This window comes from Stenotrophomonas maltophilia group sp. msm4, from assembly GCF_032025605.1.
Lineage (GTDB): Bacteria > Pseudomonadota > Gammaproteobacteria > Xanthomonadales > Xanthomonadaceae > Stenotrophomonas > Stenotrophomonas sepilia.
Genome location: NZ_JAVSKK010000001.1, coordinates 1,280,955 through 1,295,790, shown reverse-complemented (window position 1 = coordinate 1,295,790; position 14,836 = coordinate 1,280,955). Strand labels below are relative to the sequence as shown.

General features: G+C 66.8%; 16 protein-coding genes. 1 reads left to right on the top strand and 15 read right to left on the bottom strand.

Annotated elements, in window-relative coordinates; translation table 11 throughout:
* Window positions 1–55 precede the first annotated feature (55 nt).
* The 13 genes from ROV93_RS06190 to ROV93_RS06130 form a co-directional block, all read right to left on the bottom strand.
* Window positions 56–250 (bottom strand): hypothetical protein, encoded by a 195-nt coding sequence (locus ROV93_RS06190; protein ID WP_061480303.1) that lies wholly within the window; start codon window positions 248–250, stop codon window positions 56–58.
* The gene (locus ROV93_RS06185) at window positions 250–885 is read right to left on the bottom strand and encodes a DNA-3-methyladenine glycosylase (protein ID WP_111007801.1); all 636 of its coding nucleotides are present in this window, start codon (window positions 883–885) and stop codon (window positions 250–252) included. The genes ROV93_RS06190 and ROV93_RS06185 overlap by 1 nt, the downstream gene beginning before the upstream one ends.
* A gap of 72 nt (window positions 886–957) precedes the next feature.
* Window positions 958–1,917, bottom strand: a complete 960-nt coding sequence (locus ROV93_RS06180; RefSeq protein WP_072167118.1) for a cation diffusion facilitator family transporter — start codon at window positions 1,915–1,917, stop codon at window positions 958–960.
* A 69-nt stretch (window positions 1,918–1,986) separates the two neighbouring features.
* Window positions 1,987–2,556, bottom strand: a complete 570-nt coding sequence (locus ROV93_RS06175) for an AprI/Inh family metalloprotease inhibitor (protein WP_072167117.1) — start codon at window positions 2,554–2,556, stop codon at window positions 1,987–1,989.
* Window positions 2,557–2,766: 210 nt separating this feature from the next.
* Entirely contained in the window at window positions 2,767–3,024 is a 258-nt protein-coding gene (locus tag ROV93_RS06170; protein WP_005416661.1) for a hypothetical protein, read from the bottom strand.
* The gene (locus tag ROV93_RS06165) at window positions 3,021–4,373 is read right to left on the bottom strand and encodes a hypothetical protein (RefSeq protein ID WP_072167116.1); all 1,353 of its coding nucleotides are present in this window, start codon (window positions 4,371–4,373) and stop codon (window positions 3,021–3,023) included. Before ROV93_RS06165 ends, ROV93_RS06170 begins: the two co-directional genes overlap by 4 nt.
* Window positions 4,374–4,393: 20 nt before the next feature.
* The gene (locus tag ROV93_RS06160) at window positions 4,394–5,533 is read right to left on the bottom strand and encodes an SPFH domain-containing protein (RefSeq protein WP_072167115.1); all 1,140 of its coding nucleotides are present in this window, start codon (window positions 5,531–5,533) and stop codon (window positions 4,394–4,396) included.
* Between the two features lie 137 nt (window positions 5,534–5,670).
* Window positions 5,671–6,975: a transporter gene (locus ROV93_RS06155; protein WP_072167114.1), complete on the bottom strand. Its 1,305-nt coding sequence runs from the start codon at window positions 6,973–6,975 to the stop codon at window positions 5,671–5,673.
* A 49-nt stretch (window positions 6,976–7,024) separates the two neighbouring features.
* On the bottom strand, window positions 7,025–7,774 hold the full coding sequence (locus ROV93_RS06150; RefSeq protein WP_072167113.1) for a hypothetical protein: 750 nt from the start codon (window positions 7,772–7,774) through the stop codon (window positions 7,025–7,027).
* Between the two features lie 13 nt (window positions 7,775–7,787).
* Window positions 7,788–8,492, bottom strand: coding sequence for a C39 family peptidase (locus tag ROV93_RS06145; RefSeq protein ID WP_072167149.1), 705 nt, complete (start codon window positions 8,490–8,492; stop codon window positions 7,788–7,790).
* A gap of 100 nt (window positions 8,493–8,592) precedes the next feature.
* Window positions 8,593–9,909 (bottom strand): adhesin, encoded by a 1,317-nt coding sequence (locus tag ROV93_RS06140; RefSeq protein WP_072167112.1) that lies wholly within the window; start codon window positions 9,907–9,909, stop codon window positions 8,593–8,595.
* 45 nt (window positions 9,910–9,954) lie between these two features.
* Window positions 9,955–10,572, bottom strand: a complete 618-nt coding sequence (locus tag ROV93_RS06135) for a hypothetical protein (protein ID WP_072167111.1) — start codon at window positions 10,570–10,572, stop codon at window positions 9,955–9,957.
* Entirely contained in the window at window positions 10,569–11,099 is a 531-nt protein-coding gene (locus ROV93_RS06130) for a hypothetical protein (RefSeq protein WP_072167110.1), read from the bottom strand. The genes ROV93_RS06135 and ROV93_RS06130 overlap by 4 nt, the downstream gene beginning before the upstream one ends.
* 397 nt (window positions 11,100–11,496) lie before the next feature.
* Between ROV93_RS06130 and ROV93_RS06125 the strand changes: the two genes are divergently transcribed.
* A complete protein-coding gene (locus ROV93_RS06125) occupies window positions 11,497–12,852 on the top strand; it encodes a sigma-54 dependent transcriptional regulator (protein ID WP_072167109.1) in 1,356 nt (451 codons plus the stop codon).
* 7 nt (window positions 12,853–12,859) lie between these two features.
* On the opposite strand, the gene ROV93_RS06120 is transcribed toward ROV93_RS06125, so the two are convergent.
* Both ROV93_RS06120 and ROV93_RS06115 read right to left on the bottom strand, forming a co-directional pair.
* The gene (locus tag ROV93_RS06120) at window positions 12,860–13,741 is read right to left on the bottom strand and encodes a PD40 domain-containing protein (protein ID WP_180890332.1); all 882 of its coding nucleotides are present in this window, start codon (window positions 13,739–13,741) and stop codon (window positions 12,860–12,862) included.
* Window positions 13,738–14,778: a hypothetical protein gene (locus ROV93_RS06115; RefSeq protein WP_072167107.1), complete on the bottom strand. Its 1,041-nt coding sequence runs from the start codon at window positions 14,776–14,778 to the stop codon at window positions 13,738–13,740. The genes ROV93_RS06120 and ROV93_RS06115 overlap by 4 nt, the downstream gene beginning before the upstream one ends.
* Between the last annotated feature and the right edge of the window lie 58 nt (window positions 14,779–14,836).

Here is a 14,836-nt window from a genome sequence, read left to right as displayed (position 1 = left end):
CAGTGTTATGTATCGCTGTGACGGGGTGATGCCGGCGTGAGGTGGGTGCGTCGGTTCAGTGCTCGCGCAGCGATGCCTGCAATGCGGTCGCCAGCGCCGCGTCCCCGGACACCAGATCCTGCCAGCGCAACGCAATGCCCTTGCGTCGCCCCTTCTCCGCCAGCTTCAGGCCTTCAGGGTCCACAGTCAGGGTGTAGGGCTGGCCATCGATCTCCAGTTCGCGTCGCAACGGCTTGTCGAGAGGTGTCATCAACGTTTCCTTGCGGGGGCGGAGATGCGGCGTCGCCGCACCGATACGTGACGGTGGTCACGGACGTGCCATCGCCACGGGAAATCCACGGCTCGGGTGATGCCGATGCGAGGACCAACTTCCGGGTCGGACGGAGGCGGGGTGCCATCGCTGGCGATCACGATGCCATGGCTGCCGGTCACCAGATCGGCGCCGTCGAAGCTGCGGTCCAACCCGAAGGCCTGCGAGAGCTTGCCGGGGCCACTGGCCAGATCGTGGTCGCGGCGCGCGGCGGAACGCAGCTCGTGCATGCGCTCCAGGCCCGCCAGCGGCTCGACGGCCCGCAGCAGCACCGCCACGCCTTCACCGACCTCTCCGCAGACCACGTTGCTGCCCCAGTGCATGCCGTACGTGAAGTAGACATAGAGGTGGCCGGCCTCACCGAACATGCTGGCCGTGCGCGGCGTTGGCCCGCGATAGGAGTGCGCGGCGGGGTCGTCGCTGCCGGCATAGGCTTCAACCTCGACGATGCGGCCAGCGCGACCATCGTCGCGCACCAGCAGCTTGTTGAGCAGCTCCGGCGCAACGTCGGTCGATGGACGCCGGTAGAAGCGGCGCGGCAGGATCTGCAGGGAGGCGGGCAACCAATCCGGCACGGTGGTGGCAGGCTCGGGAGAAAGACCGTGGCACTGTGGCATCGATCAGGTGAAACGGGCGCAGACGCCGCGTCATTCCGGCGCAGGCGGTGCGGCCAATGCAGCGCGCCGGGCGGCATACACCTCCGGCGTCTGCGGCTTGATGAACAGTGCCACCAGCTCCGGATACTCGCGCTTCACCGCCGTTTCGATGCGGGTGATGCAGGCTTCGATCTGCGGGGTCCGCCGGTCATCCTCGAACTCGGCGCTGAGCATGGCCACCACCTGTTCCGGGCCCATCTGCATGGTGGTCACCCCGTTGGCGCGGCGCAGATCCGGATCGGTTTCGGCCACCGCCATGATCCGCTCGGCCACTGCGGGATGGGCAGGCTCTCCGACCAGCAGGCCCTTGGTCTCACGGGCCAGGAGGAAGGCGGTGGCGGCCAGCACGCCAGCGATGCACAGCGACGCAACGCCATCAAGCACCGGCATGTCCAGCACCTGCGCGGCCACCAGGCCGATCAGTGCGAAGCCCAGGCCCAGCAGGGCCGCGCTATCCTCCAGCAGCACGGTAAAGGTGGAAGGATCCTTGCTGCGGCGGAACGCTTCGAAGTAGCCAAGTCTGCCCTTGGTGCGCCGGAACTCACGCAGCGCCACCCACCAGGAAGCCCCCTCGAACAGGATGGAGATGCCCAGCACGCTGTAGCTCAACGCGTGGTTGGTGGCCGGCTCCGGCTGGCGGATGTGCTGGATACCTTCGTAGGCCGAAACGCCGGCGCCGGCAGCGAACACCAGCAGGGCGACGATGAAGCTCCAGAAGTACAGTTCGCGGCCATAGCCGAACGGATGCAGGGAATCCGGCGCCTTGCTGGCACGGCGCAGCCCGTACAGCAGCAGAAGTTCATTCAATGTGTCGACCAGCGAATGCACGCCTTCGCTGAGCATGGCCGAGCTGCCGGAGATGCCGGCTGCGATGAACTTGGCCACGGCAATGGCCAGATTGCCTGCAAGGGCCGCATAGATGACGAGACGGGAGCCAGTGGGAGCGGACATTTCGGTGGCGGGGTGGGGCGGATGCCTGATCTTCCCGATCAGCGCGTGCCCACTGCGTGCACGGTGCGATCAGCGCCCCTTGGGATTGAGATACAAGCGCGCACCATCCGATTCACGGTACCCCGTCCAGCGTCCGCCGCCCGACGCGCGGAAGCGCCCGAATACGGTGTTGCTGGTGTCAGTCAGCAGCAGCTGGTTGCCCGACAGCACCCAGCGGTTGGCCGAGAAGAAGCCATCCGGGCAGCTGGCAGGCACATAGGCACTGTAGCCGCCGAACCACTCGATGTTCTTCAGCTCGATGGTGCAGGTGCTGCCGTTCTCCTGGCCCAGTGTCCAGTTGCCGACCAGGTCGCTGTCGCGTGTATCGCGGTCATCGCGCCAGTCGTCGTTGTTGTCATGGACGCCGAAGTCCACGTCGATGCCTTTGCTTTCGCTGCGCGATTCGGATTGCGAGCTGCCACTGCTGGTGGTCTGCATGGTCATCGAGCCACTGTTCTGGATCTCGGTACTGCTCGAATGGGTGGTCTGGTCGGTGCGGGCGGTCTGCTGGCCGAAGCCGAACGAGGCCTCCTGGGCGAGGGCGGGCAGCGCCAGGCAGCACAGCGCGAGCAGGCAGGTACGGGGGAGCACGGCGGCCATTGCAGCATCCTCGGCAGGTTGGATCGCGCGAGTATCGAACCGGTAGGGCGGGAGGCGGTGTGAGGGCGCGCCCTGAGGCAAGCCAGCCAAGAACAGGTGCTGTCCGCTGAAGGGTCGTGCCGGCCGCTGGCCGGCTCCCCTTTGACGCCCAGAGACCGAAGGAATGCCGGCCCGCGGCCGGCATGACCCGCAGCCAGGCATGGCCTGGCGCTACTGATCCGGCTTCACCCTTGCCACCCGTTTCCGGTACTCATACACGTTGTCACCGCGGATACGCTTGTCCTCGGTGCCGGTGATCCGGCCGACCTGCTGGTCCGAGCCGGTGACCGGTTTGGCCTCGATCTCGGTCTCGTGTTCGAAGGAGTGCGATTTGTCGGTGTTGCGGTAATAGCGGTACAGCGCCCAGTACAGCGCGGTTGCGCCGGCCGGACCTGCCGCCAACAGCCAGAGGCCACTGTCGTCGCTCATGTCGATGCCACCAGGAAGGCAATTGCGAGGGCTTCAATGACGGTGCCGGTGGCCAGGGCCGCCAGCAGCATCTTCCATTGCTGCACGGGCACACTGCCCATGGTTTCGCCGGTACGGCCGTTCACTGCGATGTAGTGCAACATGCCGCCGTTCTTTCCGGGCTGGTGATACGAGTACAACCACACCGGCAGGTACATCGACACCCAGCGCGTTCCATGCACCTCCAGCTGTTCATGTTCCCAACGCACGCCACGGTTGTAGCGCCTCACCGACCCTTCCACCTGCGCGCGGGCGATCGACAGCAGCTGGTCTTCCAGCCGCGGCCGCAGCTTTTCCACATCCAGGTTGCGCTTCTCAGAGGTGAAGCCAGCCAGGTATGAGGCGTTCCATTTCACCGCGTTCTTGGTGTCGAACGGCAGGATGGTGTTGATGATGTTGTTGGTGTTGGCGCGGGTATCCAGATTGCCGCGCTCGGCCGAGGATTCCAGGGGCAGGTCATCAACCGTGAAATCCACCTGGCGTTCGACCTGGTAGACATCGGCGTCGTACAGGGTGCGCTTGTTCTTCTCGGTGCCGACCGTGTATTGCCGGGTCTGGATCTCGCCCTTGCCGGCCACGGCCGCGCTGACGTTGCTGTCCACGATCATGTAGGGCAGGAACACGCCCACCACGTTTTCCGGGGTGAACTGCTCCTTGAACGCTTTCAGCGCGAACATGCGGCGCTTGTCGACGAACTGGCGGATGCGCGCGACCGCATCGTCCTTCTTGATGTGGAAGGGCAGCACCGCATCGGGCACCGCACCATTGCTGATCTGTTCGTTGACGCCGAATACATGGCGGCACCAGTGGCAGCGCGCCGTCATCGTGCTTTCGGTATTGACCGTGACTTCAGCGCCGCAGCCCGTGCACTTGAACGTCATCAACGCCGAGGTGTCGGCGTCGATGTCACGCGCGCCGGAGGCGATGACCGTGCCACGCAGCTGGTCGATGGCCTCGCCCAGCCCGAATTCCTCCTCGACCCGCGCGCCATGCCATTCGTGACGGCAGTACAGGCAGATGAGGATATCGGTGCCGGCCTTGGGCCGGATGTCGGTGGCGCCGCACTTCGGGCAGCGGTTGAGGCCGTCCTCCAGCTCGCTGGCCGAGGTATCAATGGCCACAGGATCGGGCGCTTCCACTTCATCGCGGATGGCCTGTGGCAGTTTCGAGGTGTCCAGCGGGAAGCTGCCCGGCAGGGGAGGGACGTCCTGCGGCGAACCGGGCCCATCCAACGACGCCGCCGGCAAGAGCGGCGGCGTCGCGGGCGTGGATCCGGGCAGCGGCGGTGGGCCGTTTCTGGGATCGGACATGTGGGTTGTGCGTCCTGCTGTTACAGGCCCAGCGCCTTGGCTTTCAGGGCGTCATAGTCGCCCTGGGTGATCAGGCCCAGGTCCAGCATTTCCTTGGCCTTCTTCAGCTTGGCCACCGGATCGTCGGCAGCCGGCGTGACCGGCTGCTGCATGCCGCCGACACCGAACATGCCCGAGGCCATGCCGACACCGACCAGGCCGGCCGCACCGCCGTTCTCGCCGGCCGACTGGATGCCCTGGGCGACGCTCGCCTGCAGGTTGGAATTGCCGCGCGAGCCGGACAGCGCATCGGCGCGCTGGACGGTCTTCAGCAGTTCGCGGGTGTTGGCGTCGTACTCGATCGAGACAATGGCGGTCTTGACGATGGCCAGGCCGCGATCCGACTTCCACTGGTAGCCCTGCTCGACGGCGGCCGACAGGCTCTGTGCAAAGCCCAGCGAGTCCTGCTGCAGCCTGGTGATGCGGTTGCCCTTGCCCGGATCGTTCGTGTACAGGCTGAAGGCCGGCGCCAGCGAACCGACCACTTCATTGAACAGCTGGCTGGCGGCGGCGTTGTCCAGGTCGGTGAAGTCGAACACCTGGCCCGGCTGCAGGTAGCTGGCCGGCACGAAGTTCTTCACGAACAGGATCGGGTCGACGATCTTCAGCGTGTACGAGCCGCGCGTGACCGCGCCCACCTGGGTATTGAGGAAGCCGTCGTCCCAGTAGATTTCCGACTGGGTCCCGAAGCGGTTGTCCGGCAGCTCCTTCAGCGAGACGAAATAAGCCGCCTGCTGCGAACCGGGCTGGCCGCCGAACTTGAAGCGTTCCCAGCTCTGCTTGATGAAGGTGCTGACCAGACCGTCGCCGGCGAAGATCGATTGCGAGTTCAGGTCGTCCGAACGCCACTCGTAGCCGCCCGGTTCGGCGACGAACGCGGTGATCGCGCCGTCCTGGAACAGCAGCAGGCCGTAGCCCTCCGGCACGACGATCTTCGAGCCGTTGGTGATGATGTTGGACGAGCCGCTGGTGTTGGAGCCGCGGCCGGCGTTGGTGCCGCGCGGCACCGCCGCGAACAGGGCCGCCGTCGAGGGCAGGCCCGTGGGCACGGTGTAGAAGTCCTTCCACTGGTCGGCCAGCACACCACCGACCGCACCCTTCACCGCCTGTACCAGACCCATGTCCAACTCCCTGTGATTCGAGGGCAGGCACCATGCCTGCCGAGCTGGGCTGAATATAGCAGCGGGCAGGGACCGCTGTGGTGCCGGAAGATGAATCCAGGCCCTGCCGGGGCGCAGGACCGTGCCTGGCGCTGTCTCTACAACATGTACGGGATCTTGAAGGCGAGCGTGAAGTCCGGTGCATCCGGGGTCAGCCCGATGCCGAGCAGGGTCACCAGTGTGGTGTGCTGGTTGAGCGCGTAGGTCACGCCCAGATTCAGTGATGCCGCGTTGGCGTCGCTGCCGATCACTTTCATCCACTTCCCGCCTTGGAAACGGGTGGAAGCGCGGGCGCTGATGCGGTCGCTGAAGGACAGGCTGAGGCTGGTGCGCTCGTTGAACGCAAAGGCCACGCCAGCGCCGAAGTAGACCGCGCCGCCGAGCTTCACGTCACCCGGGTTGACCGTGTCGGGGTTGCTGTCGATATCACTGAAACCACGCGGGAACGAATGCACATAGCCGACGTTGGCGAACAGGATTGCCGGATCGGCGGTCTTGACCATCGACAGGCCCACATTGGCCTGCCACACGCCATTGCCGGTGGGCTGTTCCCTGGGTACTGCGAAGCGGATGTAGTCATCGTCGTCGCGCTCGATCACCTTCCAGTCCAGACCGTAGGGTGCGCGCCCGGTAGGGGCGGTGACTCCGGCGGTGAGCACCGTTTCCGGGCGCCAGCCGCGTTCGCCGAACAAGCGGTAGTTCGCACTCAAACCGATATCGCCCAGCCCGTTGCCATTGGTTTCTTCCTGCGCGATCGCGGCCGCCGCGCCGCCGGCGCCGCCCTTCTGGTAGACGGTGCGCCGCGCCAGGTAAGGCACGTCCAGGTTGAGCGTCAGGTTCGGGCTGACACCCCAACGTGCGGCCAGGTTGTAGGTGAGCGAATCGGATTCAACGTTCTCGATGGCGATGTTGCCGAGGAAGATCGCGTCCAGCGCCAGGAAACCATTGAGGGTGAGCTGCTTGCGGTCGTAGCGGGCGTAGGTGAGGCTGTTCTCGACGGTGAAGCGGCGCGAGAACAGCGCCGACTGCTGTTGTTTCACATCATCCACGCTGCGCCGCGATTCCTGCTTCGCCTGCTGTGCCTCGGCCGCCGTGCTGGCGTAGCCCTCGCTACCCTGCGACGTCTGTAGCGTCGAGCCATGCTCGACTGCTGCGCCCGTTGCCGCCGCCGTTGCCGGCCCGGTGGGTCCCGTGCGTCCACTCAATCGCGCCTGCATGGCCTGCACCTGCATGTCCAGTTCGCGCAGCCGCCGCACTTCCTGTGCGTAGTTGGATTTGAGCTGCTCCAGCTGGTTGGCAAGTGCCTGCACGTCGCCGCCATCGTCCGCCGCTGGCGGTGCGGCAAAGGCGGTGCCCGCCAGCGCCGCCAGCGCCAACGGGGTGATCCTCATCAAGGTGTGCATGTTCGTGTCCTGCGTTGTGGAACGCTTCCCCCAACGCCGTGCCGTGGTGCTATCGGCCCGGCCCCATGCCGCGGTTCATCGCAATCGCCTGGGCCACGTTCTGGCTCAACGGCAGGTTGCCGCCCGCGGTATCCCGCACCAGTTCCAGCCGCAGCTGGTTGCTGGCGATCTGGCCGTCACCGGCCAGGGCGATGCCCTGGCCGACGCTGCCGTTACGTATCCATTGCTGGACCATGCCCTGGCCCTCCACCTGCAGCTGCAGGCGTGCCTGGTTGCCGTCCAGCACTGCGGAGGCCGAGACGCCTGCACCCTGCGCACTGAGCGAATGGGCACCGTCATCCGAAAGGCCCGGCACCGTGCCGTTGCGCACCACCAGCGTGGTCGCATTGCGGGCAACGTTGCCATCGCCGGCCACCTGCACGCTCTGCACCAGGCCATTGGCGTTGGCCAGGCCGGTGCTGTCGATATGGCGGCCCTGCGTGTCCGGCAGCGGCGAATCTGCGGCAGTCACGTGCACGCTGGGCTGGAAGCTCAGTTTCGGGCTGCCGCCGCCGCGGAAGTCCATGCCCAGAGTCAACGCACCCTGCAATACGTTTCCGTTGCCGGCCTGCCACTGCGAGACCATCGTCACCCCGAACCACGCGACGGTAGTGCCGCCCACGGTGTAGCGGCCGCGCATCAGGTTCAGTTCGGGATCCGGAATTTCCTTCAGGCCGCGTCCCGGCGCAGCATCCGCCGCCTGCAGGGGCAGGGCGGGGCTCGCCAGCAGCAGGAGCATCAACAGACGGCGGCGGAACATGGCGGAACCTCCTTCAGAACAGGTCGGCGTGGCTGAAGCCGAAATCGACCAGTTCGGCATCGGTGATCGGCCCCTGTCGCGCGTAGAGCGCGCGGGCACTGGGCCGTTCGCTGGGTTGCAGCAGGACTGTGTTGCGATCGAAATCACTGCCGATCACCACGAATACGGCACGCGATGGCCACGCAGCGAGGAATTCAGGCAGCGCCAGGCTGCGGTTGCCAAGGATGGGATCAGCCACCTCGACCACACCGCCGCGCACCTGCTTGAGCACCACGAAGTGGCGGAAGCCGCGCACGTCCATCAGCACAAGACCCGGAACCCGAAGCGTGCGCAGGCGTGCCTCATCGATGCGATAGCCGCGCCCGCGCATGCCCAGCGACTCCACGTAGCGCTTGATGTCGAGCAGCGAGAAGCCACGCTCGGCCACCAGCGCCGGGTCGGACACCCCCATCATCCCTTCGATCACCGTCGCCTCGTCGGTGTCCAGGTGGTAGGCATGGCGCAGGACGGTCGCCAGTGCGGCCGCTCCGCAGCTGTAATCGGTGTGCTGGCGTACCACGTTGCGGTAGCGCCGTTCCTGCATGCTCTCCACCTTCTGCTGCAGCAGCGCGCCATTGGGCAGTACGCCGGCGAAGCCGACGTCGCCCGCCCGCGCGGACGCGCCGCCCAGCAACAGCAGGCAGGCCAGCAGGCGTATCGAGAGACGGTGGCCGAACATCGCATTCTCCGGCAGCAAGGGGGAGCTCCTGTCCCAAGGGGGAGGAGGAACAGGAGCTCCCGGGGAACCCGGCCATTGGCGGACGGCCGGGGTGTTGCGCTTACTCGCCGCTGCCACCACCGCCGCCGGTGCTGGGCTGGGCGACTGCCAGGGCCAGGCTGTTGGCCTGCAGGTTGCCGGTGCCCGCGGCCACGTTCACGCCGATGTTGCCCGAGGCGCCGGAGAAGGCGCTGCCCGACAAGGCCGAGGTGTTGGTCGCGTTGACGTTCACCCAGCGCGTGGTGCTGACCGTGCCGCTGAGGCTGGCATACAGGTCTGCCACGCCCAGTTCGACGAACTGGTTGGTGCCACTCTCACGCGTATCGAAGCCCAGGCCGCCCACCCCCGGCCGGTTGGGGTTCATCGTGGCGTTCTGGATCTGGTTGTCCAGATCGATATGGCCGGTGCTGTTGCCACCCGGGTGCGGCAGCTCGCCACTCCAGGTATCCAGGTAGTAGTTGGCCATCTGGTAGGCGTTGCCGGTGCCGCGGTAGGTGCCCGCGCCATAGGCCAGGGTCAGGCCGCTGACGCCGCCACGCATGCCGACCTGCACGGTATCGGTGTAGGACTGTACGAAGCCGGCGTTGCTGACCGTGTTGCCGGTGGAGACCTGGTTGGAGCTGATGCTCGACTGCGCCACCGCGGTGGTCGCGACCGACGCCGCCAGCGCGTTCTTCTGCTCGTTGTTGTTGCCCGAAGCAATGTTGACGCCGATGTTGCCTGACGCACCGCCGAAGGCATTGCCACCGAGACCTGCGGCATTGGTGACGCCGGAGTTCATGGTCGCGTTGCCGAAGCCGGCCTGGTTGACGAACACCTCGGCGTCGGCCATGCCGAAGCTGAAGGACGCGTCGGCGGCGGACAATGACGCGGCATTGTCCTGGGCGTTGTTGTCGCCCGATACCACGTTGAAGCCGAGGTTGCCGGAGGCACCTGCGCCCACGCTGTCACCGATGGAGGCACTGTTGGTGACCAGGCTGTTGCTGGTGGCGTTGTTGCTGATCGACTGGCGGTTGTCGATCACGGCGATGGCCGCCGAGTCGAGGTCGATGTCGCCGGTGATGTTCGGGTCGCCGGAGAAATTGATGTCGGTGCTCAGTCGCAGGTCCTTCTCCAGGTTCACGTCGACGCCGTGGTTGTTCTTTTCCTTGCGTTCGTCGGCCTGGATGGTGCTGTGCTTCTGCACATTGACGTTGACGGTGCGGTTGCTCACGTCGTTGTCGGTGTGGTTGTGCGTCTCGTTGCGGGTTTCGCTGACGGTGTGGGTGTGGTTGATGTTCGCGTTGGCGTTCTGGTTGTCCCAGCCATTGGCCGCAGCGGCGGTCGAGGCAGTGGCAATCGCCATGGCGAGCATGGTCCGTTTGACGGTCGCTTTCATGGTGCCCTCTTTCTCTCATCAGGTGGTGCATCGGTTGGGTGGTTGTCACGGGCGGTCCTGCACGACCAGGCCCAGCACATTGGCCGTGTCATTGCCGCTGCCCGCGATCTGATTGAGTTGCAGGACCCCGTCGAATCCCCGCAGCGCGGTGCTGGTGACACCGGCGCTGCGGGTGCCCGTCGCGACGCCGCGACCGGCGTCGTCCCGCCCCCCTGCCAACGCGGAACCCTCGGCGGCCAAGGCCGTATCGTCGGTTTCGCGTATGCCCTGTCGGGCCAGCGTCGCGCTGACGACGTTGAGCGTCGTGTTGGCGATGCCGCTGGCCTGGTTGATGGATGCGATGCCGCTGGCACCGGCCAGCGCCTTGCCATCGATGACGGCAGTGGCGTGCATCGGCGCACCCAGCACGCGGTTGCCACCGCGCAGTTGTCGGTTGCCGATCGAGACGTCGGCATGTTCGCCCGTGGCGATGCCGCGCAGGTTGGCCTGCAGATTGAGGTCGCCGGCCGCCTGGTTGACCGCGATGGCGCCGTTCGCGCCGGCCAGTGCATGGCCGTCGATGCGGGCAACCTCGAGGTAGGCGAGCATGCCGCTATAGTCATCGGCCTGCGCGATCAACGGCGTGGCAGGCAGGATCAGCAGCAGCCAGTGCGCCCGCCTCACTTGCCACCTGCCGGGGCCATGCCCTGCAGCGGGAACTGGCCGAGCGCGCCGCGCACGGTCTCGCTGATGCCGCGGGTACTGTTGCCGACCGCGCCGAGCGGCCCGCTCATGGCACCACCGAGACTGCTGCCGACCATGCCGTCACCGTTGCGGCCGAGCGTACCGCCCAATGCCTGCTGCGTCACACGTTCGACCGTGGTGCCTGCGGGTGCGGTGGCTGTGGCGGCGTGACCTGCCCCCATGCCTGCGTAGTCCTCATCGCTCAGCTCGTCCATCCCGTTTGCCGGGGCACCCGCACCGAGGGCCGCCGCGATCTCGCGCTGGGGTTTCGGGTCGGCGATCAGCGCCATGCCGGGCGGCGCCATGCGATAGGCCGGGCGTGCGGACACATCACGCAACAGGACGATTTCGCCCGGTTGAGCCTTCACGCCCTGGCGCGCACCGGAGGCAGAGGCGCTCGCGCCAACCGACAGCAGGGCCACAGCCAGCGTTGCCAGCAGGCCGCGAATGGGGGTGATGCCGTCCATGCCGATCTCCCGTGGTGGGTGCGGCGGAAGCACGCATCAACCGTGCCAACCCTGCAAGGCTTGGCTGCCTTGGCGTCAGGCGCTGGCAGGCGCAGGGGGCTGCTGCCGCGCCGTTACAGCGGCGTCGGAAAAATGTTGGGATCGCGCTGTACCACGCGCCGCAGGGCAAGGCGGGCGCCCGACTGTCACACGGGTGTTACAGGTGCCGTCGCGGACTGTAACGATGCCGCTTCAGCCGGTGGTCTCTTGACGTGGCGCTCATTGCGCCGCCGTTTAGCGCAGCGCTAGGATCCGCCCATCAAAGGCCGCTGCGGTGGCCGTAGAGGGTCCCGGCGGAGGGCGGCACGCCGGCGATTGCCTGACAGTCCGCCGACGGTGTCCGGATGCTGGGGGAAGCATGGCGGCGGTCCCGGAGGCTTCTACATCACGTTGCGTGCTCTGGTTCGGCGAGCCGCTGGCGAACGAGCGCAGCGCGCTGGCGGCCGCAGGCTGGTACGTGCGCCGCATCCATCCCGACCCGGCGATGGCGATCGGGCTGCGCGGGCGTGATCGGCTGGTCGCTGTGCTGGATCTTCGCCATCTGGATACGTCCGCGCTGCAGTTGCTGGCGCCATGGATCGAACAGCACGTGCATCTGCCCTGGATTGCGGTGCTGCCACCCGGCGCGGGGCCCACGCCTGCAGCGTGGCTGCCCTTGCTGCAGCGCTGCATCTCGCGGTTCACGCTGCCTTTCGGCCTGCAGGACCTGGTGGCTGCGATGCGCCAGCAGTTCGACGCGGATGATCCTTCTGCCAGCGAGGTATGCGCCGGCCAGGGGCCGCGCACACTGATCGGCGAGAGTCCTGCGTTGCATGCGGTGCGCAGCGTGCTGCACAAGTTCGCGCCGGTCGAACTGCCGGTGCTGGTCACCGGCGAAACCGGCACTGGCAAGGAGCTGGCGGCTCACGCGCTGCATGCGTTGTCCGGCCGTGCGGGCAAGCCGTTCATCGCGGTCAACTGCGGTGCCATTCCGGCCAGCCTGGTGCAGTCGGAGCTGTTCGGCCACGAGCGCGGCTCGTTCACCGGCGCCGACAAGCGCCAGATCGGCGTATTCGAAGCCGCACACGGCGGCACCGTGTTCCTCGACGAGGTGGGCGACCTGCCGGCGGAGGCGCAGACCAGCCTGCTGCGCGTGCTGCAGGAAGGCACCTTCGAGCGTGTCGGCAGCAGCCAGCCGCTGCGTGTGGATGTGCGGGTACTCGCCGCCACCCACGTGGAGCTGGAACACGCGGTGGCGCAGGGTCGGTTCCGCAGCGATCTCTACTATCGGCTCAATGTGCTGCGCCTGCTGATGCCGCCCTTGCGCGAGCGTGGCGCCGATGTGCAACTGCTGGCCGAGCACTTCCTGCGCTGCTTCCGCCTGCGCCACAGCGTGCGTGCACGTGGCTTTGCGCCCGCTGCGCTGCAGGCGATGCGACGCTTCGGTTGGCCCGGCAACGTGCGTGAACTGCTCAACCGGGTGCAGCGGGCGGCGATCATGGCCGAAGGCGAGCTGATCAGCGAGCGTGACCTTGAACTGGGTGGGGCCGAGCATGCGCCGCCGGGCGCGATGCTGCAGGATGCCCGCGGCCAGGCCGAGCGCGATGTGCTGCTGCAGACCCTGCGCCAGACCGGCTACAACGTCTCCGAGTGCGCACGGCAGATGAAGATCTCGCGGGTGACCGTGTACCGGCTGTGCCGCAAGCATCGTCTGGAACTGCCGGCGCAGCGTTGAGTGCGGATCATGGTTCGCCCGAACGGTAGCGGATGCGGTACAGGTCCAACCCCGCACCGTCTGCGCGCCGCGCCGAATAGGTCAAAGTGTCAGGTTGCGAGCCATCCAGCATCGCACCGTAGCTGTCGCCGGAGGCTTCGTTCACCGGGGAGGGCAATGCATGGCCCGCGTCATAACGGCCTCCACGCTCGTAGGCAATGAACTGGCGGACCGGTGCAGTGGCGAAGTCCAGGGCGCGGGCAAACACCACCGTTTGGCCGTTGCCGAGGAACGTGGCATCGAACTCCTGTGCGGCGGTATTGATGCCACCCGGCAGCGGCCGCGCCAGCTGCGCCACGCCGCCGATCATCGTGGCGCTGTAGAGGTCATGGCCGCCGGCACCGCCCGCGCGATCGCTGGAGAACAACAGCGTACGACCGTCCGGCGAGAGCATCGGCGCGAACTCGTCGGCCGCGCTGTTCACCGCGGGGCCCAGATTCTCCGGTTCGCCGAATCGACCGTCACGTCCAATGCTGACCCGGTACAGATCGTCGCCGCCCTGGCCGCCTGCTCGATCCGAACAGAAATGCACCGTGCGGCCATCGGCAGAAAAGGCGGGATCGAAGTCTCGTCCCGGCGTGTTGAACGAGACCGGCGTCGCCGGCCGCCAGCGCTGCCCATCGTGGCGGGAGACCCAGATGTCATACCCGCCCGGACCGCCGGGACGGTTGCGGCTGAACCACAGCGCGGTGTTTCCGTCCGGGCTCAAGGTCAGTCGAATCTCGTCGTACTGCGTGGATGCAACGCCCGGCGCAAAGCGTTCGGCGGGGCCGACGATCTGCAGCACCCTTGAGGGAGTCGCGGGGGGCGACGCAGAAACCAGCAGCATCACGGCCAGCAGCGCTTTCATGCCTGCCGCTCGAAGTCGCTGACCCAGTTGGTTTCCCAGCTGCGCCCGCCATCGGTCGATGCCGCCTGTTCCCAGCGCGCCGAGCGCGGGGTAATGCGTGACCAGATCACCCGCGTCTGGATTGATCGACCGTCGTGCTGGTCTTCGCCGAAGAAGCGGCCGACGCCGGCCTCGAAACCACCGCGCAGCGGCGCGCCGATCCGGGTCGGCTCCCGGCCATCCAGCCACCAGCTCAGCCAATGCCGCTCAGCGGCGTTCCAGGCGCGGATACCCATGCCGCGCAGCGGTGCTCCCGGCACGTCCATGTGGTTGTCGCCCACGTTGCCGAATCCTCCCAGTACCGGCCAGTTGTGCAGGGTGCCGTTGAACGCGTCCCACGCATCACTGCCTGCCAGCCGAGCACGCAGGCGACGATGGCGCACGTTCCAATGGCCCACCAGGAAATCGAAATCGCGCGGTGCATCCGGCAGCTTCGGAAGCGGTGAGGGGACCGCCGCAGTGCGGCGGAACCAGTTGCGCCAGTTCACTTCCCAGTGCGCGCCGGCATCGTCGGAGAACGCCTGCTCCCACCATGGCTCCTCGCCATGGATGTCATGCCAGCGGAACCAGACGTCGATGGGGCGTCCCCTGAAGTGATCACGACCACGGAAGCTGCCGCCATCGCCTTCGAAGACGCCGCGCACGGGCGCTTCGATATGGGCAGGGTTGCGCCCATCGATCCACCAGATCGACCACGTGGAAGACACTGGATCAAAAGCACGCACGCCCAGGCCTCTGTACGGGCCCGAAGGCAGCGCCATGACGTTGTCATCGATGGTGCCGAGCCCGCCCAGGGTGAGCCAGACCGCGCTGGCGCCGGTGAAGGCTTCCCAGCGGGTGTCGCCCAGCAGGCGCTCCTTCAGGCGTTGGTGCCGGACCTGCCAGTTGCCCTGCAACCATTTCCAGTCGTCGCTGTGGCTGGACAGGGGCCGCCCCGAGGGTAGGGCGCTTGAGGCTGCCACTGCGGCCAAGGTGGCCAGGAACTGCCGTCGATCCATGTGCGTGACCCCTTGCCGGAAGTGCCTCCATCGTTGCGGATGCGAGGGGGATTGACCA